This window comes from Amycolatopsis camponoti (genome assembly GCF_902497555.1).
In the GTDB taxonomy this organism is placed as follows: domain Bacteria; phylum Actinomycetota; class Actinomycetes; order Mycobacteriales; family Pseudonocardiaceae; genus Amycolatopsis; species Amycolatopsis camponoti.
The window spans coordinates 1,425,127-1,447,504 of the sequence record NZ_CABVGP010000003.1 but is presented as its reverse complement, the minus strand read 5'-3'; the positions used below and the strand labels follow the sequence as shown (position 1 = coordinate 1,447,504).

General features: G+C 72.6%; 23 protein-coding genes. 6 read left to right on the top strand and 17 right to left on the bottom strand.

Going from position 1 to position 22,378, the window contains the following annotated elements:
• Window positions 1-18: 18 nt before the first annotated feature.
• On the bottom strand, window positions 19-990 hold the full coding sequence (gene hemB, locus AA23TX_RS43470; RefSeq protein WP_155548739.1) for a porphobilinogen synthase: 972 nt from the start codon (window positions 988-990) through the stop codon (window positions 19-21).
• 111 nt (window positions 991-1,101) lie between these two features.
• On the opposite strand from hemB, the gene AA23TX_RS43465 reads away from it, so the two are divergent.
• From AA23TX_RS43465 to AA23TX_RS50600, 3 genes are read left to right on the top strand one after another with little or no spacing between them, the layout of a single operon-like run.
• The gene (locus AA23TX_RS43465) at window positions 1,102-1,896 is read left to right on the top strand and encodes a helix-turn-helix domain-containing protein (RefSeq protein ID WP_230863070.1); all 795 of its coding nucleotides are present in this window, start codon (window positions 1,102-1,104) and stop codon (window positions 1,894-1,896) included.
• Window positions 1,893-2,306, top strand: a complete 414-nt coding sequence (locus tag AA23TX_RS50605; RefSeq protein ID WP_230863069.1) for an NAD-dependent epimerase/dehydratase family protein — start codon at window positions 1,893-1,895, stop codon at window positions 2,304-2,306. The genes AA23TX_RS43465 and AA23TX_RS50605 overlap by 4 nt, the downstream gene beginning before the upstream one ends.
• Window positions 2,234-2,770 (top strand): NAD-dependent epimerase/dehydratase family protein, encoded by a 537-nt coding sequence (locus AA23TX_RS50600; RefSeq protein ID WP_230863068.1) that lies wholly within the window; start codon window positions 2,234-2,236, stop codon window positions 2,768-2,770. Before AA23TX_RS50605 ends, AA23TX_RS50600 begins: the two co-directional genes overlap by 73 nt.
• A gap of 52 nt (window positions 2,771-2,822) precedes the next feature.
• On the opposite strand, the gene AA23TX_RS43455 is transcribed toward AA23TX_RS50600, so the two are convergent.
• The 7 genes from AA23TX_RS43455 to AA23TX_RS43425 all read right to left on the bottom strand — a co-directional run bounded on the left by AA23TX_RS43455 (window position 2,823) and on the right by AA23TX_RS43425 (window position 11,379).
• The gene (locus AA23TX_RS43455; protein WP_155548737.1) at window positions 2,823-4,355 is read right to left on the bottom strand and encodes a bifunctional uroporphyrinogen-III C-methyltransferase/uroporphyrinogen-III synthase; all 1,533 of its coding nucleotides are present in this window, start codon (window positions 4,353-4,355) and stop codon (window positions 2,823-2,825) included.
• An 83-nt stretch (window positions 4,356-4,438) separates the two neighbouring features.
• Window positions 4,439-5,368 carry a hydroxymethylbilane synthase gene (hemC, locus tag AA23TX_RS43450; RefSeq protein WP_155548736.1) on the bottom strand — a complete coding sequence of 310 codons (930 nt, stop codon included), beginning with the start codon at window positions 5,366-5,368 and terminating at the stop codon, window positions 4,439-4,441.
• Window positions 5,369-5,388: 20 nt separating this feature from the next.
• The gene (locus AA23TX_RS43445) at window positions 5,389-6,696 is read right to left on the bottom strand and encodes a glutamyl-tRNA reductase (protein ID WP_155548735.1); all 1,308 of its coding nucleotides are present in this window, start codon (window positions 6,694-6,696) and stop codon (window positions 5,389-5,391) included.
• A complete protein-coding gene (locus AA23TX_RS43440) occupies window positions 6,693-7,607 on the bottom strand; it encodes a redox-sensing transcriptional repressor Rex (RefSeq protein ID WP_155548734.1) in 915 nt (304 codons plus the stop codon). Before AA23TX_RS43440 ends, AA23TX_RS43445 begins: the two co-directional genes overlap by 4 nt.
• Window positions 7,608-7,916: 309 nt before the next feature.
• Window positions 7,917-9,473, bottom strand: coding sequence for a molybdopterin-dependent oxidoreductase (locus AA23TX_RS43435; protein WP_155548733.1), 1,557 nt, complete (start codon window positions 9,471-9,473; stop codon window positions 7,917-7,919).
• Window positions 9,474-9,605: 132 nt separating this feature from the next.
• Window positions 9,606-9,842: a glutaredoxin family protein gene (locus AA23TX_RS43430; RefSeq protein ID WP_155548732.1), complete on the bottom strand. Its 237-nt coding sequence runs from the start codon at window positions 9,840-9,842 to the stop codon at window positions 9,606-9,608.
• Window positions 9,843-9,861: 19 nt separating this feature from the next.
• Complete coding sequence (locus AA23TX_RS43425) at window positions 9,862-11,379, bottom strand: AMP-binding protein (protein WP_155548731.1); 1,518 nt, start codon at window positions 11,377-11,379, stop codon at window positions 9,862-9,864.
• 316 nt (window positions 11,380-11,695) lie between these two features.
• Between AA23TX_RS43425 and AA23TX_RS43420 the strand changes: the two genes are divergently transcribed.
• The 3 genes from AA23TX_RS43420 to AA23TX_RS43410 all read left to right on the top strand — a co-directional run bounded on the left by AA23TX_RS43420 (window position 11,696) and on the right by AA23TX_RS43410 (window position 14,568).
• The gene (locus tag AA23TX_RS43420; RefSeq protein WP_155548730.1) at window positions 11,696-12,388 is read left to right on the top strand and encodes a sigma-70 family RNA polymerase sigma factor; all 693 of its coding nucleotides are present in this window, start codon (window positions 11,696-11,698) and stop codon (window positions 12,386-12,388) included.
• Window positions 12,389-12,500: 112 nt separating this feature from the next.
• Window positions 12,501-13,574: a DUF5667 domain-containing protein gene (locus tag AA23TX_RS43415; RefSeq protein ID WP_155548729.1), complete on the top strand. Its 1,074-nt coding sequence runs from the start codon at window positions 12,501-12,503 to the stop codon at window positions 13,572-13,574.
• An 85-nt stretch (window positions 13,575-13,659) separates the two neighbouring features.
• The gene (locus tag AA23TX_RS43410) at window positions 13,660-14,568 is read left to right on the top strand and encodes an HAD family hydrolase (protein WP_196425857.1); all 909 of its coding nucleotides are present in this window, start codon (window positions 13,660-13,662) and stop codon (window positions 14,566-14,568) included.
• Window positions 14,569-14,571: 3 nt separating this feature from the next.
• Here AA23TX_RS43410 and AA23TX_RS43405 read toward each other — a convergent pair whose 3' ends face one another.
• From AA23TX_RS43405 to AA23TX_RS50595, 9 genes are all read right to left on the bottom strand, one after another.
• Window positions 14,572-15,588, bottom strand: a complete 1,017-nt coding sequence (locus AA23TX_RS43405; RefSeq protein WP_155548728.1) for a lysophospholipid acyltransferase family protein — start codon at window positions 15,586-15,588, stop codon at window positions 14,572-14,574.
• A gap of 77 nt (window positions 15,589-15,665) precedes the next feature.
• A complete protein-coding gene (locus AA23TX_RS43400) occupies window positions 15,666-16,709 on the bottom strand; it encodes an NAD-dependent epimerase/dehydratase family protein (RefSeq protein ID WP_155548727.1) in 1,044 nt (347 codons plus the stop codon).
• Window positions 16,710-16,965: 256 nt separating this feature from the next.
• Window positions 16,966-17,067, bottom strand: a complete 102-nt coding sequence (locus AA23TX_RS43395) for a 30S ribosomal protein bS22 (RefSeq protein ID WP_007030867.1) — start codon at window positions 17,065-17,067, stop codon at window positions 16,966-16,968.
• A gap of 155 nt (window positions 17,068-17,222) precedes the next feature.
• Window positions 17,223-17,438: a helix-turn-helix domain-containing protein gene (locus tag AA23TX_RS43390; protein ID WP_013222402.1), complete on the bottom strand. Its 216-nt coding sequence runs from the start codon at window positions 17,436-17,438 to the stop codon at window positions 17,223-17,225.
• 182 nt (window positions 17,439-17,620) lie between these two features.
• The gene (locus AA23TX_RS49845; protein WP_196425856.1) at window positions 17,621-17,818 is read right to left on the bottom strand and encodes a hypothetical protein; all 198 of its coding nucleotides are present in this window, start codon (window positions 17,816-17,818) and stop codon (window positions 17,621-17,623) included.
• A gap of 193 nt (window positions 17,819-18,011) precedes the next feature.
• Complete coding sequence (gene proC / locus AA23TX_RS43380; RefSeq protein ID WP_155548726.1) at window positions 18,012-18,824, bottom strand: pyrroline-5-carboxylate reductase; 813 nt, start codon at window positions 18,822-18,824, stop codon at window positions 18,012-18,014.
• Window positions 18,825-18,848: 24 nt separating this feature from the next.
• Window positions 18,849-19,676 carry a thioesterase family protein gene (locus AA23TX_RS43375; protein ID WP_155548725.1) on the bottom strand — a complete coding sequence of 276 codons (828 nt, stop codon included), beginning with the start codon at window positions 19,674-19,676 and terminating at the stop codon, window positions 18,849-18,851.
• Between the two features lie 134 nt (window positions 19,677-19,810).
• Window positions 19,811-20,623 (bottom strand): sugar phosphate isomerase/epimerase family protein, encoded by an 813-nt coding sequence (locus AA23TX_RS43370; protein WP_196425855.1) that lies wholly within the window; start codon window positions 20,621-20,623, stop codon window positions 19,811-19,813.
• A 74-nt stretch (window positions 20,624-20,697) separates the two neighbouring features.
• Window positions 20,698-22,353 (bottom strand): Rv0497 family membrane protein, encoded by a 1,656-nt coding sequence (locus AA23TX_RS50595; protein WP_230863067.1) that lies wholly within the window; start codon window positions 22,351-22,353, stop codon window positions 20,698-20,700.
• Window positions 22,354-22,378: the final 25 nt, after the last annotated feature.

Below are 22,378 nucleotides of genomic sequence, written 5' to 3'. Positions count from 1 at the left end.
GGCGGTGACTCTAACCGGTCAGTCCAGCCAGGCAGCGGCTTCGGCGGCCCAGTACGTGAGGATCATGTCGGCGCCCGCGCGGCGGATCGACGTCAGCACCTCGAGGACCGTGCGCTCGCGATCCAGCCAGCCGTTGGCCGCGGCGGCCTCGACCATCGCGTACTCGCCCGAGATGTTGTACGCCGCCACCGGGACCGGGGAGATGTCCGCGGCCGCCTTGACGACGTCCAAATAGGACAGAGCGGGCTTGACCATGATCATGTCCGCGCCCTCGGCGAGGTCCAGCTCGATCTCGCGCAGCGCCTCGCGGGCGTTGCCCGGGTCCTGCTGGTAGGTCTTGCGGTCGCCCTTGAGCTGCGAGTCGACGGCCTCGCGGAAGGGACCGTAGAACGCGCTGGCGTACTTCGCGGCGTACGCGAGGATGGCCTTGTCGCTGTGGCCGACCTCGTCGAGCGCACGGCGGATGACGCCGATCTGGCCGTCCATCATCCCGGACGGCCCGAGCACGTGCGCCCCGGCTTCGGCCTGCGCGACGGCCATCTCGGCGTAGAGGCGCAGGGTGGCGTCGTTGTCGACCCCGCCGTCGGCGTCCAGGACGCCGCAGTGGCCGTGGTCGGTGAACTCGTCGAGGCAGGTGTCGGCCATCAGCACGGTGGCGTCGCCGAGCTCGTGCCGCAGGTCGCGCAGGGCGACGTTGAGGATGCCGTTCTCGTCGACCGCCCCGGAGCCCTCGGCGTCCCGCGTCTCGGGAATGCCGAAGAGCATGAGCCCGCCGACGCCGGCGTTGACCGCGTCGACGGCGGCTTTCCGCAGCGTGTCGCGGGTGTGCTGGACGACGCCCGGCATGCTCGAGATCGCCTTCGGCTGGTCGAGCCCTTCGGCGACGAACATCGGGAGGATCAGCTGGCGTGGCCGCAGCGTCGTTTCACCCACCAGCCTGCGCATGGCCGGGGTGGTGCGGAGCCTGCGGGGACGATGCTCTGGGAACACCCTTCCAAGTTACTCCGGCGGTTCGGGCGCGGGTTCCGCAAGGGTGCTCAGCGGCGCTTTCCGCTCGGTGAATGGCTTGACGCCGTTCGGCACGGGCGATTCGGTGGAGGCGTGACCGAGTACGTCGAGCGCCTGCCCGTGCCGGAGCTGGCGGACGTGGTCCGGACGGTCTGGACCCAGCGCACCGGCGCGACCCCGTACGTCCAGCGGCACCTGCCCACCGGCGGCATCGAGCTGCACTTCCCGCTCGGTGGCCGGCCCCGCCTGCTCGGCCCGCTGACCGCGCCGCTGCTCGAGGTCCTGCCGGCGCGCACCACCCTCGTCGGCGTGCGCTACCGGCCCGGCGCCGCACCCCCGCTCCCGGTACCCCTCGACGAGCTGGTCGACCGGCACGTCGACCTCGCGGACCTGTGGGGTACCCGGGCCGGGACCCTCGCGGCGGCCGCGGCCGGATCGCTCGCGGCACTGCAGGACCGGCTGCCGCGCAGCGGGGTGGACCCGCTGGTGAACGCGGCCGTCGAGGCGCTCATGCCGTGGCGCCCGGTCGACATCGACTCCCTGGCCGGACGGCTCGCGCTGTCCCCCAGCCAGCTGCGGCGCCGCTGCCGGCACGCGGTGGGCGTCACGCCGAAGGTCCTCCAGCGGACGCTGCGGTTCCAGGGTTTCCTCGCGCTGGCCCAGGCGGGGTTGCGGAGCGCCGCCGGGCTCGCCGCCGACGCCGGGTACGCCGACCAGGCGCACCTCAACCGGGAGTGCCTGCGCCTGACCGGGCTCACCCCGCGCGGGCTGCTGGGCGGCAGCGTCGAGGAGTGCGCGTGCGGCCACGACCACTCGGCGTCCTCCCTGCCGTTCCTGCGCGATTCGTTCAAGAACGGGCGAGACGGCGTGCCTAGCCTGGCGCGATGATCCTCGTCACCGGCGGGCTCGGCATGATCGGCGCCCACACCGCCCGCGCCCTCCTCGCCCTCGGCCACGACGTGGTCGTCACCGCCCACCGCCGCGTCGAGGTCCCGTCCTTCCTCGCGGGGCGGGTGACGGTCGAGCAGCTCGACGTCACCGACCGCGAGACGTTCCTGGCGCTCGGTTCACGCCACGGGATCACCGACATCGTCCACCTGGCGGGCAGCGTTCCCGGCGAGGATCCGGTCGAGTTCTTCCGCACGGACACGACGGGCCTGCTCAACGCCCTCGCCGCGGCCCGGGCGTGGGGTGTCCGCCGGTTCGCCGTGGCGAGCAGTCTCGGGTGTACGTCGGGCGTCCCGAGATCCCGTGGCACGAGGGCTTGGACCTGCCGGCCGCCGCGTTGCCGCACCTGATCATCGCGTTCAAGAAGGCGGTCGAGCCCCTGACGACGCACGGCCTCGCGGGCAGCGGCGTCCAGCCGGTGGTGCTGCGGATCGGCACGGTCTGGGGCCCGCTCGTGGATCCGCGGTCCCCGTTCTGCCCGATCCCGTCGCTGGTCAACGGGGCTTCCCCACCCCCGGACCTGCACACCGACGACGGCGGCGACGTCTGCGACGCCCCGGACGCGGGCCGCGCGATCGCCCTGCTGACCACGGCTGAGACGGTGAACCACGAGGTCTACAACGTGTCGAGCGGCCGCCCGTTCACCTACGGCGAGTTCGCGGCCGCCCTGGGCACAACGCTTCCCCCGGGCGGCGCGAGCGGCCCGTACCTGGACATTTCGCGCCTGACGGCGGACACGGGGTTCAAGCCGCAGTTCGACGTCCCGGCTTCGGTGGCCGACTACCTCAAGTGGCGCGAGGACAACGCCCGCTGAAACGAGCGAAGGCCGCCCCGGCGAACCGGGGCGGCCTTCGTCACGCAGTACCTCAGGAGCGGCGGGCCCGCTTCGCCTTGCGCGGCGGCGGCAGGGCGCCCTCCGCGCGGAGCCGGGCGGCGTGCTCGGCCAGCGCGTCCACCAGGTGCGGCACGTCGGCCTTCTCCGGCTGGACGTCGACCCGGAGCCCGAACTCGACCGCGGTCTCCGCGGTCTTCGGGCCGATGCACGCGACCAGCGTGCGGGTGTGCGGCTTGCCGGCGATGCCGACCAGGTTCCGCACGGTCGAGGACGAGGTGAAGCAGACCGCGTCGAACCCGCCGGTCTTGATCATCTCGCGGGTCTCGGCGGGCGGCGGCGCGGCCCGGACGGTCCGGTAGGCCGTCACGTCGTCGATCTCCCAGCCGCGCTCGCGCAGGCCGGCCGACAGGGTCTCGGTGGCGATGTCCGCCCGCGGCAGCAGCACGCGGTCGACCGGGTCGAGCACGTCGTCGTACGGCGGGAACTCGGCCAGCAGGCCTTCCGATGACTGCTCGCCGGACGGGATCAGCTCGGGGATGATGCCGAACGAGCGCACCTTCGCCGCGGTGGCCGCGCCGACGCAGGCGATCTTCACGCCGGAGAACGCGCGGGCGTCGAGGCCGAACTCCTCGAACTTCTCCCACACCGCACGGACCGCGTTGGTGGAGGTGAAGACGATCCACTGGTAGCGGCCGTCGACCAGGCCCTTGACCGAGCGCTCCATCTGCGCCGGGCTGCGGGGCGGCTCGACCGAGATGGTCGGCACCTCGTGCGACGTCGCGCCGTGGCCGCGCAGGCGCTCGGCCATCTCGCCGGCCTGCTCCTTGGTGCGCGGCACCAGGACCTTCCAGCCGTACAGCGCGCGCGACTCCCACCAGGACAGCTTCGAGCGGTGCCCGGCGGCCTGGCCGATCGTGACGATCAACGGCCCGACGAGCTCGCCCGCGTCGTTGGCGACCTTCTCGAGCGTGGTGTCGAGGGTGCGCTGGGTGTTGATGGTGCCGTTCGCGGTCACCGCGACCGAGGTCGACGCCGGGACGCCGTTGCCGGTCAGCGCCGACGCGGCCTCGGCCAGGTGGGCCGACGAAGCGTGCAGCACCAGCGGGCCGGGCGAGGCGGCCAGTGCCGCCCAGTCGACGTCACCGCGGACGTCGACCTCGGTGTGCGTGCCACCCAGCGCGACGCCCGCGTACGCCGGGACGGCCGCACCCGGCGAGACGCCCGGGATGATGTCGAACACGGCGCTCGTGCGCGCGACCGCCTGCACCTCGGCCACGACGGCCGGGGTGGTCAGCGGGTCGCCCGCGATCAGGCGCAGCACCAGCCGGCCGGCCTTGGCCTCGGCGGTGAGGTCCTTGGCGACCTCGGTGGCCTCGCCGACGGCGGGCCGGACCTCGGCGCCCTCGGCGGCCATGGCCAGCACCGCCTGGGGCACGTCGGGGTCGGTCACCACGACCTCGGCCTTGGCGAGCAGTTCCTGGGCACGGACCGTGAGCAGGCCGGCGTCGCCGGGCCCGGAGCCCACGAACGCTACGCGCCCGGTGGTCTTTCGCGCGGGGGTCATCTGTGCGTTTCTCCTCTTGCGGCGTCCGTGCGCGAGTGCACGGACGCAGATCTCCTACGTCTTGGGAAGCGCTTCGGAAAGCGCTACTGAGCGGGACCGGAGAGGGCTCCGGCACCGAGGTCCAGCAGCTCGGCGGCCAGGTCCTTGCCCAGCTGGGCGGCCTGGTGCTTGTCGGCCAGCGCGATGGCCCGGACCATGTCCACCGCGCCGTCCTCGCCGTCGACCGCGGCGGTGCCGCGCAGCGAGATCCGTTCCACGACCTTGCCCTCGGCGTCGAGATCTTCGACGATCTCGGCGAGCGCGCCCACCGGCGCGCTGCACCCCGCCTCGAGCGCGGCCAGCAGGGAACGCTCGGCCGTCACCGCGGCCCGCGTGCCCTCGTCGTCCAGCGTGGCCGCGAGCAGCTGCTCGAGGTCCACGTCGGCGGTCCGGCACTCCACCGCCAGCGCGCCCTGGGCGGGCGCGGGCAGCATCTGGATCGGGTCGAGGGTCTCGGTGATCACCCCGACCAGTCCGACCCTGGCCAGTCCGGCACGCGCGAGCACCACGGCATCCAGCTCGCCGTCGGTCACCTTGCGCATGCGGGTGTCGATATTGCCGCGAATCGGCACGATTTCCAAACCGAGACCCAGCGCGTGCAGCTGGGCGGTGCGCCGCGCGGCGCCGGTGCCCACCTTCGAACCCGGCGGCAGCTCGCCCAGCGTCAGCCCGTCGCGCGCGATCAACGCGTCTCGCGGGTCTTCGCGCGGCGGCACGGCGGCGAGCGTGATGCCCGGCTCGGGTGCGGTCGGCAGGTCCTTGTACGAGTGGACGATGACGTCGACCTCGTTGCGCAGCAACGCTTCCCGCAGCGCCGAGGTGAACACGCCGACACCGATCGTCGCGATCGGCGCCATCGACCTGTCGCCGGGGGTGGTCACCTTGACGATCTCGACCTCGACGCCGGTGGCGCGGAGGGCATCGGCGACGATCCCGGTCTGGGTCAGCGCGAGCTTCGATCCACGCGTACCCATGCGAATGACTCTGGTCACTACTACTTCTTCTCCGGTGGGGGCTTCGGGCTCGCCACCGCGGCGGGCGCCTGCGGGTCGAGGCAGAACAGTTCGCGCAACGCGTTCGCGTAGTCGGTGTCGGCCGTCTCGGCGGCCAGCTGCTTGACCCGCACCGTCGGCGCGTGGAGCAGCTTGTCGACCACCCGGCGGACCGTGCGGCCGACCTCCTCGCGGACGGCGCCGTCCAGGTCGGGCAGCCGGTGGTCCAGCCGCAGCAGCTCGGCGTCGACGACCTCGGCCGCCCGGCGGCGCAACGCCGTCACCGTCGGGGTCACCTCGGCGCTGCGCTGCCCGGCGAGGTAGTCGCGCACCTCGTCGAGGACGATCCCGGTCGCCTTGGCCGTCTGGCGCTCGGTGGTCGGGGTGCCGGCTTCGCGCATCCGGCGCTGGACGGTGGCCAGGTCGACGACCCGCACGCCGGCCAGCTCGCCGACCGCCGGGTCGACGTCGCGGGGCAGGCCGAGGTCGCAGACGACCAGGTCACGGCCGCCGCGGGCCGGCACGTGCTCGGGGCCGAAGACCGCGTCCTGCGCGCCGGTGCAGCAGATCACGACGTCGGCGTCGCGGACGGCGTCCGCGACGAGCGACAGCGGGATCGCGCGGGCGGGCACGCCCTGCTCGGTGACGTTCGCGGCGAGGCGGCGGGCGCGGGCGTCGGTGCGGTTGGCGACGGTGATCTCGCCGATCCCGGCCTTGCGCAGCTGCGAGGCGCTCAGCGCGCCCATCGAGCCGGCGCCGACGATGACGGCGTGCTTGCCGGCGACGTCCCCGGCCGCGGCGAGCGCCTCGGAGACGACCGACGCGCCGAGCTGGTCGAGCCCGGTCTCGGAGTGCACGCGCTTGCCGACGCGCAGCGTGGTCTGGATGAGCTCGTGCAGCGTGCGGCCGACGGTGCCGGCCTCGCGCGCGGTGGCGTAGGCGGACCGGATCTGGCCGAGGATCTGCGTCTCGCCGACGACCATCGAGTCCAGGCCGGAGGTGACGGAGAACAGGTGCTCGACGGCGGCACCGGCGTAGTGGACGTACAGGCTGTCGTAGAGGTCGGCCGGTTCCATGCCGGCCTGGCGGGCCAGCACCGCGGAGACGTCGTTGAGGCCGCCGTGGAACGTCTCGACGACCGCGTAGACCTCGATCCGGTTGCACGTCGAGACGAGCATGACCTCGCTGATGTGCTCGGCCTGCTGCAGCTCGTCGAGGACCTTGCCGACCTCGGGCGCCGGCACCGCGACGCGCTCGAGCGTGCTCAGCTCAGCGCTCCGATGCGAAAGCCCGACCGCCAGGACGCTCATCCGCGTACCACCATTTCTCGTCCGCCGTCCGGGCCCGAACCGTTCCGGCCGCCCTTCCCATTGTCGGACGGCCTGACGGTGCCGGGTAATCCGGAATTGCCCTGATTGCCGGCGGCGTCATCCGCGCGGCGGGCCACGTGGAACGAGAGTATCTGCAGCTCGACGGCCAAATCCACTTTGCGGACCTCGATGTGAGCAGGAACCTGCAGCACGACGGGAGCGAAGTTGAGGATGCACTGGACACCGCCCGCGACCAGGCGGTCACACACCGATTGCGCGGCGGTGGGCGGGGTGGCGATCACGCCGATGGAGATCCCGCGCTCGGCGCACACCCGCGGGATGTCGTCCATGTGCGACACCGGGAGGCCGCCGACCGGCACGCCGATCAGGTCCGCGTCCAGGTCGAACAGGGCCTCGACCGGGAACCCGCGCCCCGGGAAGCCGCCGTAGTTGGCCAGCGCGTGGCCGAGGTTTCCGATGCCGACCACGGCCACTTTGTGCTGCCGGGTCAGGCCCAGGATCCGCTCGATCTGGCTGACCAGGACGCTCACTTCGTAGCCGACGCCGCGGGTGCCGTAGGAGCCGAGGTACGAGAGGTCTTTGCGCAATTTCGCGGAATTGACACCCGCGGCCTGGGAGAGCTCTTCGCTCGAAACGGTCGTCGCGCCCTGCTCGGACATTCCGGACAGCACGCGGAGGTAGACGGCGAGGCGGGCGACCGCGGCTTCGGGGATCGACTTCGCCCGGACGGCCTCGGGGGCATCCCCGGCGCGGCCGTTGCCGTCGGCGGGCACGGCCGGGATCTCGGCGGTCGGCGCGTTGTCGGCGTCCGGGGTGTCCTGGCGGCGCGACCGGCGCGGCGGCCGGCCCGGGGAGCTCGCTTCGTCGCGCCTCCCCCGCTGTGTCACCACGCCGTTGTCTCCTGCCCGCTGTGCACCCGGCGGCCATCGCCACGGCCGTGCCGAACTGTGTCTTGACCCAGGGCCCGGGGTCCGGTTCGATACGGACCGCCCGGGGGCGATGGTCCTACGGTAGACCACTTGTGAACGCGCGCACAAAGTCACAGGTCGGAGGCGGTTCCCGGCCGCGCACGATCATGACACGGCGTCAGAATCCTTGTCCGCCAGGCACTTCCGGGGCCGGCGGCCGCCGAGCGATGATCGGGTGCCGGCCCCGCGGCGCGACGAACGGGCGACCGGACGCTGTGAACGGCTCCGGCGTCAGCGGGCGTCGAGGGTCACCGAGTGCCAGCCGGTCGCCCCGTCCGGGACCGGGTCCGCGCGGTTCTCGGTCTGCGTGTAGCCGTCCTGGTCGGTCGCGCGGACGAACGCCTGGTGCGTCCCCTTCGGCACGTCCAGCTCGACCCACCACATGCGCCAGGTGTCCTTGCTCACCTCGGCCGACAGCACCGCCGGCTGCCACGGGCCCTGGTCCAGCCGGACCTCGACCTTCGCGATACCCGTGTGCTGCGCCCACGCCGTGCCGGCCAGCCGGACCTTGCCCGCCGTCACGCCGGCGAAGCCGCTCGGCGTGTCGATCCGGGACTCCGTCTTGATCGGCGCCTGCTCGGCCCAGCCGCGGTTCAGCCAGTACGCCTGCCGCGCGTCCCACTTCGTGAATTCGAGGGATTCGACCCACTTCGTCGCGGAGACGTAGCCGTACAGGCCCGGGATGACGATCCGCGCCGGGAAGCCGTGCTCGATCGGCAGCGGCTGGCCGTTCATGCCGATCGCCAGCATCGCGCCCCGCTGCGGGTCGAGCGCGACGTTCGCCGGCGTGCCGCACGTCCAGCCGTCGACGCTGGTGGCGAACATCTGCTCGGCGCCCGGCCGCACGCCGGCTTCGTCCAGCAGGTCCACGAGGTCGACGCCGAGCCAGGTCGCGTTCGAGATCAGCGGGCCTCCGACCTCGTTGGAGACGCACGTGAGCGTGACGCGGCGCTCGACCAGCGGCCGGTTGCGGATGTCGGCGTAGGAGAACGTCACCTCCTTGTCGACCATGCCGTGGATCTTCAGGCTCCAGTCCTCGGTGCGGATCTGCGGGACGACCAGCGCGGTGTCGATGCGGTAGAAGTCGCCGTTCGGGGTGAGGAACGGCGGCGAGCCCAGCTTCGCGAAGTCGGCGTCCGCGGGCAGCGGCGGCGCGGTGCGCGCGGGGACGAGCGGCCCGACGGCGGCCCGGGAGTCTTCGGCGTTCTTGCTGGTCCCGGCCACCTGGCCGACGACGGCCGCGATCCCCGACCCCGCGGCGACGCCGATCCCGGCGCGCAGGAACTTCCGGCGGTCGAAGCCCCGGTCGTGCACGAGGTCCGCGGGCAGCGCCACCCGGTGCAGCATCGTGAACACCACGAGCCCGGCGACGAGGGCCGCGACCGGCGCCAGCAGCGAGACCTGCCCGAGGTCGCTGCGCGCGTAGACGGCGGCGACCCCGGCGGCGCCCAGCAGGAAGACGAGGACCTGCCCGGCCCGCGGTGTCCGGCGCGAGAGCTGCCCGGCGAGCAGCGCGAACAGAACGAGCACGACGGCCAGCCCGACCTTGAGGATCGGCTTGTCCCAGGTGCCCAGCGTCCGCTCGGCCCACTTCACGATCCCGGTCGGGCTGTGGTCGATGACGTAGTTGGCGACCGCGATGAACGGCGACGCGGTGTACCCGACGAAGCCCGCGACGAAGTGCCCGACCCCGAGGGCCGCGGCCAGCGCGAGGAGCCCGATGAGGGTGGCGACGGGCAGCGAAAGCCGCCTCGGTGCCTCGGGCGGCGCTTCCTGCAGAGTGCTCACGCCTCCATCTTCGGAGCGGGAGCGGTAAAAGGCTGCCGGGAACCGCTTACGAGCGTGTTACGGCTGGGGCCCGGCGCAAGTTGTCGTGAGTGAGAAACAGTGTTCTAACCCTGTTTCTCACTCACGACCGGTTCATGCCAGCGCGCGCCGGAGGCGGTCCTCTTCCACCCGCCAGTACCCGTGCTCGGCGCCGTCGACCAGGATCACCGGGACCCGGTCGCCGTACTCCGCCCGCCACTCCGGGTCCGTGTCGACGTCCGCCGTCTTCCACGGCACGTCCAGCTCGCCGCAGATCCGGGCGACGTCCGCCTCCGCGACCTCGCAGAGGTGGCAGCCCACCCGGCTCATGACCGTCACTTCGTGCGCCATGTCGTCCTTATTACCGCAATTACCGCAACCGCACGCGGCGCAGCTTGCCGGTGGCCGAGTGCGGCAGCGACTCGGCGAACTCGACCGCGTGCGGCACCTTGTACCCCGCGAGGTGGGCCGCGCAGTGGTCGACGACCTGCTGCTCGGACAACGACGCCCCGGCCGCCGGCACCACGAACGCCTTCACCGCTTCGCCGCTTCGCTCGTCCACGACCCCGACGACCGCGGCCTCGGCCACCTCCGGCAGCTCGGTGATCACGGCCTCCACCTCGGTCGGGAAGACGTTGAAGCCGTTGACGATGATCAGGTCGTTGGCCCGGTCGACCAGGTGCAGGTCGCCGTCGACGTCGAGGTAGCCGACGTCGCCGGTGCGGAACCAGCCCTCGTCGTCCGGCCCGTGGCCGCCGTCGGGCCAGTAGCCGGAGAACAGGTTCGCGCCGCGGATCGAGACCAGCCCGGTCTCGCCGTCGGCCTCGAAGACGTCGTCGACGTCGTCCGGGTCGAGCGGCACGGCCTGGTCGGTGCCGTCGCTGTCGACCAGCCGCAGCTCGACCCCGGGCAGCGGCCGCCCGACCGAGCCCGGCTTCGGGTAACCGGTGACCAGCGTGGACGTCACCACCGGCGCGCACTCGGTGAGCCCGTAGCCCTCGTAGACGTCGACCCCGGTCGCCTCGCGGAGCGCGCCCAGCACCTTCGGGTGCAGCGGCGCGGCGCCCGACGTCATCCGCCGGACGGTCGCCAGCTTGCCCCGCAGCTCCTCGGTGCCGAGCGCGGCGAACTCGGAGTACATCGTCGGGACGCCGGTGATCGTCGTGACGCCGTGTTCGGCGCAGTCGTCCAGCGTGCGCTGCGCCTCGAAGCGCTCCGACAGGATCGCCGTCGCCCCCACCGACACCGCCTGCAGCAAGCCTGGGCCGAGGCCGTAGACGTGGAAGAGCGGGATGGTGATCAGCACGCGGTCGTCGTGCGTGAGGACGCCCTCGACCCCGCTCAGCTGCTCCAGGTTCGCCAGCAGCGCGCGGTGCGAGAGCATCACGCCGCGCGGCGGGCCGGTGGTGCCCGAGGTGTAGGAGACGACGGCGATGTCCTCGCCGGCGCCCGCCCGGCCGTCGTCGACGAATTCGACTGGGCCATCCGGGTCGGATTCCGGAGTGAGACCCGTCACGCCGTCCGGCAGCGTCTCCTCGGTGTCGCGCGTGATGACAACCTTGGCACCGCTGTGCGCGAGCAGCTTCTCGAACTCGGGCGCCGGCGCCTGCGGCGACAGCGGCACGACGACCGCGCCGGCGCGCAGCGCGCCGAAGATCGCGACCACGAAGTCCACCGCCGTCGGCAGCCGCAGCGCGACCCGGTCGCCGGGCTCGATCCCCGCGTCCACGAGCCGCCCGGCCTGCGCCCGCACGAGCGCCTCGACCTGGGCGTACGTCAGGCCTCGCCCGGTGCCCGTCTCGCGCACGGCCGGGTGATCCGGCCACGTGGCCGCGGCCCGCGTGAGCAGCCCGCCGACCCCTGCCTGCGTCCCCTCTGGAGCACTCACCCGCGGTCCACCTCTCCTCGCCCGGCCCAAACCGTTGCAAGTCTGTCATTCGGAGCGACGTCATGGGTGCCGGCCGCGAGCGTCGCGTCTGTGCAACCTCGGAGCCACTACCTACTTCGCGGTAACTACACGTATGCTGCACTGCGTCGCGGGGTGTTGTTGATCACCGCCGCGACCGGAGAGAGGGAGTCGCCGTGACGAACTTGCCTGCCCACGACGTCGTGGGGCACGCGAGCCGGCAGGCCCCTGCTCGTCCGGGTTCCGGGGGTACCGTGGCCCAGCACAGGGCCGAAGCCGCCGCCGGAGGTGCCGCCCGATGACCGTGCCGACCGCCGTGAGCCGCGGCCCCGTCTTCATGTTCGCCGAGCGCGTGTTCGGCCGATCGCCGTCCGTGCCGCTGAGCAGGCAGGCGGTCGACGAGGAGCGCGCCGAGGCGGCGAAGGCGGAGGCCTGGGACCTGGTGCGCGCCGCCCAGGACGGCGACTCGTCCGCGTTCGGCCGGCTCTACGACCGCTACGTCGACGTCGTCTACCGGTACGTGCTCTTCCGCCTGGGTGACCGCGACCTCGCCGAGGACGTCACCAGCGAGACGTTCCTGCGTGCCCTGCGCCGGATCACGTCGGTGAGCTACCAGGGACGTGACGTCGGCGCCTGGTTCGTCACCATCGCCCGCAACCTCGTGCTCGACCACGTGAAGTCGAGCCGGTTCCGCCTCGAGGTCGTGACCGACGAGGTGACCGAACCGGGTTCGGCGCCCTTCAGCGTCGGCGCGAGCGTCCAGGCGGGCCCGGAGCAGGAGGCGATCAGCCGCGCGACCCGCACCGAGCTGCTCCGCTGTGTCGCCGAACTGGGCGATGACCAGCGGGAATGCATCATCCTGCGGTTCCTGCAGGGCCTGTCGGTGGCGGAGACGGCCGAGATCATGAACCGCAACGAGGGCGCGATCAAGGCGCTCCAGCACCGCGCGGTACGCCGATTGGCACAACTCCTGCCCACCGGATTGCGCTGATCCCGCGAACTTTTCGACCCGTCGACCGAAACCGGTAACCCTGACGCCTTCTTAATCGTTACTCCAGCCAGACCGGTGTCAGGACCGGCCAAGGCCCGGATGGAGCAGCGCAGTGAGGTTTGCGCGTGAGCGAGCCGACGTAGAGCGGTTCGCGCGTGCCCTGGAGCCGTCCCCGGTACGCCGGGACGGCGAGTTCGCCGACGAGCTGGCTCTCGTCGGTGCGCTGCGTGAGCTCGGTGCGGCCGGGGCTCCGGACCTGGAGACGCGCCAGCGGATCCGCGCGGAGATCGCGGGCCGGTTGGAGACGGCGGCGGCCACCCCGCGTCGGAGGTGGCGGCCGCGGACCGCCGACCTGGTGGCCGCCGCGCTCTTCCTCGTGCTCGTCCTGTCCGGCCTGGCGCTGGTGCTCTCGCGCAACGCGTTGCCGGGCGACCCGCTCTACGGCGTCAAGCGGGCGGGCGAGTCGACGGCGCTGGGCCTGACCTTCGGCGAGCAGGCGAAGGCGCACAAGCACCTCGAGTTCGCCACCAACCGCGTCACCGAGCTCGGCGAGCTGGCCGAACAGGGCGCGAGCGAAGCCGACTACCGGACCGCGTACGAAGACTTCGCGAGCGACCTCCGCGCCGGCGTCGCCCAGCTGGCCGCGGTGGCGACCAGCGACGGCAGCGGCACGCAGGCGCTGGCCGACGTCCGGCTGTGGGCGCGGAACCAGGCGGCGCGGCTCGCGGCCGACCAGCCGAAGGTCCCCGCGGACGCGGCGACCGTGTTCGGCGACGTGCGCGACCTGCTCGGCAAGGTCCAGGAGCGCACGAGCGGGCTGGTCGAGCGGATGAACTGCTACCAGATCACCACCGGCGCGTCCGACGACCTCGGCCCGCTCCCGGCGACCGGCGAGTGCACGCAGCGGCCGGTTCCCTCGTCCGGCGGCGAGCCGACGTCCGCGTCGACCGAGCCGTCGTCGGCCGAGAGCACGGCGCCGGTGGCGACCGGCACCGAGCTGCCGCCCTCCGACGCGACGGCGACCCCGGGCTCGCCCCTGCCGACGGGCGGGGTGACGCCGCCGCCGGTGTACGGCCAGGACCCGACGACCACGCAGCGGCCCCCCGTGACGTCGACCACGCAGCCGCCGCCGCTGGTTTCGATCCCGCCGCTGCTCCCGGGTCTGCCGCCGATCGTGATCGGCTGAGGTCCGGGCCACACCTGCGACGAGCCAGTGGGCGGCTCGCTACGCTGTGCGAAGGACCGGGAGACGTGGCCGGACGTGGGCAGACGTGGAGGCGGTGTGCGTGTCAGCTTGGCGTGGCAGGGATAAGAGTCAGGAGCTGGAACGGCTCGCCGCGCTCGCGGGCGAGGCGTCGGCCGAGGCCGCCCACGCCCGCGTGGTCGCCGAACCCCCCGCCCCGCCCGCTCCCCCGGACCTGACCGCGGCCGCGTTCTTCGACGTCGACAACACGATGATGATGGGCGCCTCGATCTTCTACTTCGCGCGCGGGCTCGCAGCGCGCAAGTTCTTCACGTCGTCGGACCTGGCCGGATTCGTCTGGGGCCAGATCAAGTTCCGCCTCGGCGGCCGCGAGAACAAGGAAGACATCAAGACCCACCGCGAGCGCGCACTGTCCTTTGTGGCCGGCCGCACGGTGGCGGAGCTGACGTCGATCAGCGAAGAGATCTACGACGAGCTGATGGCGGACAAGATCTGGTCCGGCACACGCGCGCTGGCTCAGATGCACCTGGACGCGGGCCAGCGGGTCTGGCTGGTGACGGCGACCCCGATCGAGCTGGCGGCGATCATCTCCCGCCGACTCGGGCTGACGGGCGCGCTGGGCACGGTGGCGGAGACCCGCGACGGCGTCTACACGGGACGCTTGGTCGGCGACCTCCTGCACGGCCGCGCGAAAGCGCACGCGGTGCGCGCCCTGGCGTCCCGTGAAGGGCTGAACCTCAAGCGCTGCACGGCTTATTCGGACTCGGCGAACGACATCCCGATGCTGTCGGCGGTGGGCACCGCGGTGGCGGTCAACCCGGACGGCGGGCTGCGCGACGTCGCCCGGGCGCGGGGCTGGGAGATCCGCGACTTCCGGACCGGCCGCAAGGCGGCGAAGATCGGCGTGCCGTCGGTGCTGGGCGCCGGAGCACTGGCCGGCGCGGTGGCGGCGGGCATGGCCTACCGCCGCCGCTGAGGCTCAGCCGCGGAAGACGGACTTCCGCTGCGAAAGGCGCTGGTACAGCGTCTGCTGGATCGACTCCCGCACCTGATCCGTCAGCTGGAACACCAGCATCGGGTCGTCCACGGCTTCCGGGCCGTACGAGTCCGTCGCGATCGGCTCGCCGAACTCGATGCTCCACTTCGTCGGGAGCGGGATCGCGCCCAGCGCGCCGAACAGCGGGAACAACGGCGTCACCGGGAAGTACGGCAGCCCGAACATCCGCGCCAGGACCTTGATGTCGCCCAGCTTCGGGTAGATCTCCTCGGCGCCGATCACCGACACCGGGATGATCGGGACACCCGCGCGCAGCGCCGCGGACACGAACCCGCCGCGGCCGAAGCGCTGCAGCTTGTAGCGCGACGAGAACGGCTTGCCGACGCCCTTGAAGCCCTCCGGCCACACGCCGACCAGCTCGCCGTTGCCCAGCAGGCGCTCCGCGTCCGCGTTGCAGGCCAGCGTCTGGCCGGACTTGCGGGCGAACGAGCCCACCAGCGGCACCTGGAACACCAGGTCCGCGCCGAGGCCGCGCAGGTGCCGGCCGCCGGTTTCGTCGTGGACCGCCACCGCCGTCATCAGCGAGTCGAGCGGCACCGTGCCCGAGTGGTTCGACACCAGGAGCGCGCCGCCCGACGCCGGGAGGTTCTCGACGCCGTACGTGTCGACGCGGAACCACTTCTTGTACAGCGCGCGCAGCGGCGGCAGGAACACCGCGTCGGTCAGCTCGGCGTCGAAACCGAACTCGTCGACCGTGTAGTCGCCGGTCAGCCGGTCGCGGATGAAGCCGAGCGCCGAGCGCGCGGCGGCCGAAAGCGGCTCCTCGGGAGCCGGCTGGTCGGCGCCGGGGAAGGCGACGACCGGCGCGTCCGCCCGGGCGGCTTCCTCCTCGCGGAGGTCGCGCTCCGCTTCAGGCTTTTCCCGGCCCGGTCCGTGCAGGGGGATGACCTGCGCCTCGGCACCGCCCACGGTTTCCGCCTCGCTTCCGAAGTCGTCCAAGTCGTGCGGCCTGCTGTAATAAACGGAGCTTCGCTCCGGGCCGGGGGCTCCGCCACCCGGACCCCCGAAATGCCTCGTCATCGGCTCTGCCCCGTCGCTGCCGCAACGAGCACCTTGCCGGCCAGTCCCGCCAGCTTGCCGCCGTCGAGCACCGGCCGGAGCCCGCGTCCGACCACATAGTCGTCGAACGCCTCACGCGTCGTCCACCGCGGGATGTAGCCGAACTCGCCCTTCAACTTGGCGATGTCGACGACCCGGCCGAAGTTCAGCAGCCGGACCTGGTCGGCGGAGAAGTCCACGACGCGTGCGCCGCGCAGCACCTTCCCGACCGACGGCACCACGCTCCGCGGCATCGGCAGCTCGACCCGGCCCGCTCGCCGGATCGCCTGCGAAAGAGTGAGTACCCCTTCCGAGCCGACGTTAAAGACGCCGGGTTTGTCGTTCAGCGACGCGTGTTCCAGCACCGCCAGCGCGTCCGAAGAGTGCAGCAGCTGGATGCGGGCGTCGTACCCGAAGACGGTCGGCACGACCGGGAGCGCGAAGTAGCGCGAAAGGACGGTGTCGGTCGACGGCCCGATGATGTTGGCGAAGCGGAACAGCGTCGTGGTGATGTCGGGACGGCGCCGCACCAGGCCGCGCACGTACCCCTCCATCTCGACGGCGTCCTTGGCGTACCCGCTCGACGACGTCGGGATCAGCTCGGAGTCCTCGGTGAACACCGCCTGCGAGCGCGCGCTCGCGCCGTACACCGCCGCCGTCGACTTGACGACCAGCTTGCGCACCAGCGGCGAGCGCTGACACGCGGCCAGCAGCCGCATGGTGCCGATGACGTTGACTTCCTTGATCGCGGTGCGGCGCCCGGGCCCGGCCGGGTGCGCGGTGCACGACGCGTGCACCACCGTGTCGACCTTCGCGGTGCTGATCACCTTGGCGATCAACGGGTTCCGGATGTCCGCGCGGACGAACTCCGCGTGGCCCATGCGCTGCAGCACCGTCTTGTCCGGGGCGACCGTGTCGACACCGATGACCCGCTCGAAGCCGGGGTTGTTGCCCAGCCGGGCGAGCAGTTTCCCGCCCAGTTCGCCGGCTACCCCGGTGACGAGCACGATGTTCGACGGCATACGACTCCCTGCGGCGTAGGGCGTGGTGGGGGTGGACGGTCACCCGAAGTGCGCGAGCCTGCACTCACTGGAAGCATCGCGCGGACACCGTTGAGATGTTACCGCTCTTCAGGGGTAGGCCCGGGGTGTCTTACGTGCTATTAACCGCTATCCCCCGGAAAGCGATGAACGCCTCACTCGAACGGGGGGACCGGCCCACCACATGGACGTGGCCCGTCCAGGGACTGGACGGGCCACGGCTGCGCAAGGCTGGGTCTTACTTACCGGCCTTCCGACGCTGCACTCGCGTGCGGCGAAGCAGCTTGCGGTGCTTCTTCTTCGACATGCGCTTGCGGCGCTTCTTGATCACAGAGCCCATGGGCGCTCCTTAGGTCGTCGTCGGTCACGCTGCCCGGCGCAGCGTCCAACGGGTGGAGCGCACAGGCACGAGCGGTTTTCCAGGTTACCCGTCACCCCGGAGGGGCCGGTCGGCGGGCACGTCGTAGGACGACGTGCCGCCGGCCGAGACGTGGATCAACCCACGTCGTAATAGGCACCCTGGAGGTACTCGTGCACTGCTTTCTCCGGCACCCGGAAGGACTTGCCGACCCTTACGGCGGGCAGCTCACCCGAGTGCACGAGACGGTAGACGGTCATCTTGGAGACCCGCATCAGCGTGGCCACCTCGGCGACCGTCAGGAACTGGACCTGCCCGACAGCCGGCAGATCCTCCTTCTTGTTCGGCGACATGTTTACCGCGTCCTTCGACACGCGTCGCGCCACGAGGCTTCCCCACCTGTGGTACCGACACGCACGTGCTCTATCGAGAGTAGCGGGACTGGTGGGACTAATGCGACGCCTGTCACCGAGATGGGCCCCTACCAGCGCTAACGCATGGGCACTCGCGCGTGCAAGACCGCAGGAATCGCCCATTACGGCGAATCCGGGCGCCCGGTACCCGGCTCCAGGGGCAGCCGGAGCGCCCGGACGGTGAACGAAATCGCGTGGTACCACCCGCAGACGAGCAGGACGTCGAGCGCGCCGTCCTCCCCCACGGCGGCCACGAGGTCCGCCCAGGTGCCGTCGGCGAGGTCCGCGGTCGCGCGCAGCTCGTCGACGGCCGCCAGCACCGCGCGGTCCCGCTCGTCCCAGCACGCGTCGGCGTCGATGACCAGCTCGCGCTGCCGGACCGTCAGCGCCGACCGCCGGGAGAAGTAGTAGCGGCCCCACTCGGCGACCCCGCGCGCCGGCTCGGGACGTCGCGTCCCTGTTCGAGACGCTGGTCAAGCTGGACGCGTGGGCGAACGATTGGCGGCCCCGCGCTCAGTCTTCGTCGTGAGCCTTGCCCAGCTCGACCGACCGGTCCTTGGCCGCCTCGATGGCCGCCAGCAGCGCGGCCCGGACGCCGTGCTTCTCCAGCTCGCGGATGGCGTTGATGGTCGTGCCCGCCGGTGACGTCACGGCTTCGCGCAGCAGCACCGGGTGCTCGTCCGACTCGGCCAGCATCTTCGCCGCGCCGACGGCCGACTGGATGATCAGCTGCCCGGCCAGCGCGCGCGGCAGGCCCAGCAGGATGCCGGCGTCGATCATGGCCTCGACCAGGAAGAAGAAGTAAGCCGGCCCGGAGCCCGACAACGCCGTGACGGCGTCCTGCTGCGCCTCGGGCACCTCGACGACCTGGCCGACGTGCGAGAGCAGGTCGCGCACGACCGCGAGGTGCTCGGCGGTGGCGTGGCGGCCGGCGGAGATGGCGCTCATGGCCTCGCCGACCAGCATCGGTGTGTTCGGCATGACCCGCACGACGGGGACGCCATCGGCCAGCCGCCGTTCGTAGAGCGAGGTCGGCAGCCCGGCGCACAGCGAGACGACGAGCGAGGACGGGCTCAGCAGCGGCGCCAGCTCATCGAGCACCGGATCGATGTCCTGCGGCTTCACGGCGACGACCAGGACATCGGCCTGCTTGGCGGCGTCCTCGACCTCGACACCCCGGACGCCGTAGCGGGCGGTGAGCTCCTCGACGCGCGCCGGGTACCGCTCGGTGAAGAGCAGGTCGCCCGGCTCGTGGCCGCCGTGCAGCAGCCCCGAGAGCAACGCCTCGCCGATCTTTCCCGCACCCAGCACCGCGATGACCGTCATGCCGTAAAGCGTGCCAAACGCGCCTCAGGCGCCCGGTGCCGGGGCGAGCCCCAGCTGCCGGGCCTGGCACACCAGCCGTCCCTGGGAGTCCACCACCGTCGCGTCCGAGTCGAACCACGACTCGTGCACCGACCGCGACTCCACCACCACCCGCAGCCACCCCGGGGCCGGGCGGGTCCTCAGCAGCGCCGTCAGCTGGACCGTCGGGGCCCAGCCGATGCGGCCCAGGTTCATCACCACCGGCGGGTTCACATCCGACGCCAGCAGCGTGAAGTACGGGTCGACCAGGCCGTGGCGCGGGCGGACCCACAGCCGCATGCGGGGCGGCTCGTCCGTGCGCCCGGCGAGGTAGCCCGCCGTCGCCGGGTCGAGGCGGACTTCGCACCCCTTGGCCAGGTTGAACGGGCCCTCCGTGCTCTCCGCCATCGCGAGCGCGCCCGGGGACGGCTCGGCCGGCATCGACGGCACGTCCGTCCACTCCGGGCGCCGCATCGGCAGCCGTCCCGTCGTCACGCGCGCCTCGACGCAGCTGCGGCCGCGCTGCTCCAGCCGGACCTCGACGACCGTCGCGCGGCGGCCGACCTTGCGGACGTCCGTGCGCAGCAGCACCGGGCCCAACGCCGGCGCGTGCAGGAACTCCGCGCTCACCACGAGCGGTTCCGCGTGCGGCTCACCCCGCTCGTGCAGCGCGGCGATCGCCGCCTTGGCCAGCAGGGCCAGCAGGAAACCCCCGTGCGGGTGCGAGCCGATGGCCCACTCCGCACGCAGCACCGCGGTGAAGGTGCCGTCCCCCAGCGACCGCGCCACACTCGCCGTGTCGAAGGACAAGGCGGTGCCGTCCGTTCCGCTCACGAACGCGCCGTACCAATGGAGGAATCCGGCAAGGTGACGATCAACGAGCGCGACGGTTTCACAGTCGGGACTTTACGTGTTCGGTCCCGGTAAATGGACCCGGGAGTAGTCGTGTCCGCGCCGCCAGCGCGCAATTACTGCCCTAGGTGGAATCGCGCGAACAGCAATGCCTCGGCCAGGTCCCGGACCCGCTGGGCACCCGTCCCGGCGTGCCGGGTGTTGATCTCCAGCACGATCTGCCCGGCGAAACCGCCGCTGACCAGCTTCTCCAGGATCTCGGCGCAGGGCTGGCCACCGCGGCCGGGTACCAGGTGTTCGTCCTTCGGGAGGCCGGTGCCGTCCGCCAGATGGACGTGCGAGAGGCCCTCACCCATCCGCTGCGCGAGCGCGAGTGCGTCCATCCGGGCTGCCGCTGTGTGGGACAGGTCGAGCGTGTAGTGCCGGAAACCGACGTCCGTCGGGTCGATCGACGGCCGGAACGCGGAGACCCGGGAATTCTTCGAACCACCCGGTGGGCGCACCTTGAACATGTTCTCGACGGCGATTTCGATCCCGCTGGACTCCTCCAGCTCGTCGACCAGATCACCGAACGCGTCGCCGTACCGCCGTTGCCACCGGAACGGCGGGTGGACGACGACGGTCCGCGCGCCGAGCTCGGCCGCGGCCTCGACGGACATCCGCAGCCGGACCACGGGGTCGGGCGACCAGATCCGCTGGGTGATCAGCAGCGACGGCGAGTGGACGGACAGCACGGGCACCCCGGTGCGGCGCGACCACCGGCGCAGGGCGCTGACGTCCTGGCTGACCGGGTCGGCCCACACCATGACCTCGACGCCGTCGTACCCCAGCTCGGCCGCGAGCTCGAAGGCGGTCCCGGCCTTGAGGGGCCACACGGACGCCGTGCTGAGCCCGACGGGGACCGGCTTCTCGTCTGTCACGCGCGCCATCCTGCCTCGTCACCGAGGGTGGGTGGAATCGCCGGGCCGGAAGGGGGACGCGGATCACCGCGCCCCCGCCGCGGTCAGCGGCCGACGAGCAGCAGCGCCGCCGGGGACACCGTCACGACCAGGCCGACCAGCACGGCCAGCACCGTGGTCTGCAGGTCCTCGGCCCGGCGGATCTTCCGCACGATCCAGACCAGCGCGACGACCACCAGCAGCGCCGCCACCAGGGCGGCCGCGGGGATGTTCACCCACAGCCAGTTGAAGCCCAGCCACACGGCCGCGCCACCGACGACACCCAGCGCCAGCTGCCCGGCGAGCGCCAGCCAAGCCTTGCCGGGCGACGTCGTGGGCTCCGGCTCCGCGACCGGCTCGGGGACGTCGTCGTATTCGTCGTCCTCGTAGCCGTCGCCCTGCTCGTAGCCGTACTCGTCCTGCTCGAAGTCCGGGCCGCCCGCCGGGTAGCCGTCGGTGAACTCGCGCTCGTAGGGCTCGAGGTCGTCCGGGATCGGCGCCCGCGAGGGGCGGTCGCCGGGCGCGAACGGCATCGGCGGCGGGTACGTCCCGGTCGGCGGGCCGGCGTCGTAGGCGGCCTGGTAGCCGCTGCTCTCCGGCGCGAAGCCCTCGGGCTCGAAGTCGTCGTCGGGGTAGCCGTCGGCCGGGGCGTCGGTGGGCACCACCGGCATGACGCCGATCTCGGTGTCCTCCAGCTGCTCCTTCTGCCGGCGCTTGCGCCAGTTCGCGAGCCCGCCCGGTGACGACGGCGGCGGCTCGGCCGCGTCGGGCTTCTTGCTCGGCGCGGGCGGGACCGGCGGTCCGCCCTTCACCGCGTCGAACTGCTCGGTGTAGGCCTCCTGCTGCGGCCGGCGCGCCGGGCCCCGGCGCGGGCGGCCGGGTGCGGCGGGCGGCGGCGCGAACGTGCCGCTGGCCATCGGGCCCGGCGGCGGGTCGATTTCGGCGTCCGGGGTGCCGTTGAGGCCGTCGAGACGCGCCGACAGCGGTCCGCTCGGCGGCGGCGTCGGCAGCTGCTGCGACGGCTGCGGCGGCGGGGTGGGCAGCTGCTGCGAAGCCTGCGGGGGCGGACGGCGCCGGACCGGCGGGACGGCCGCGCGGGTCTCCTCGGCCGCGGGCGGCGGCGGGGTCGGCAGCTGCTGCGACGGCTGCGGGGGCGGCGGCTGGCGCCGGGGCGCGCGCGGCGGCACCGGCAGCTGCGCCGACTCCTGCGGGCTCGGGTACTGCCCCGACGGCTGCGGCGCGGACGGCGGGCCGGCGAACTGCCCGGACTCCTGGGGCGGCCGGCTGAACTGGCCCGACGGCTGCGGCGGCGCCGGGGGGCGCGCGTACTGGCCGGACTCGGCGCCGCCGGGGGCGGGCCGGGCCGGGGGCGGCGGGACCGGCCGCGGCAGCGGCTGGGAGTCCTGCGGGACGGCGCGGGGTGCGGGCGGCGGCGGGGACGACGGCTCGGCGCGGCGCCGGCCGGCGGGCCGGTTCGGCGGCGGCGGGGTGCCTTCGCCGGCGACCCGGTCGATGATCGCCTGCGGGCCGGTGTCGCTGACGCCGGGACGCCGGTGGGAACCGGTCGCGCCGGGCGGGGTCTCCGGGGTGCCGGGCTCGTCGTCGTCCTCGGCCGCGCGACGGCGCCGACGGCGGTTGCCGCCGTCGACCTGGGCACCGTGCTGGGCGAGCAGCTCAGCCACGGTCTTCTGGGGCTGGCCGTCTCCGGTCTGGTCCGTCATACCTGGCAATCCCCTGCGCGCTCCG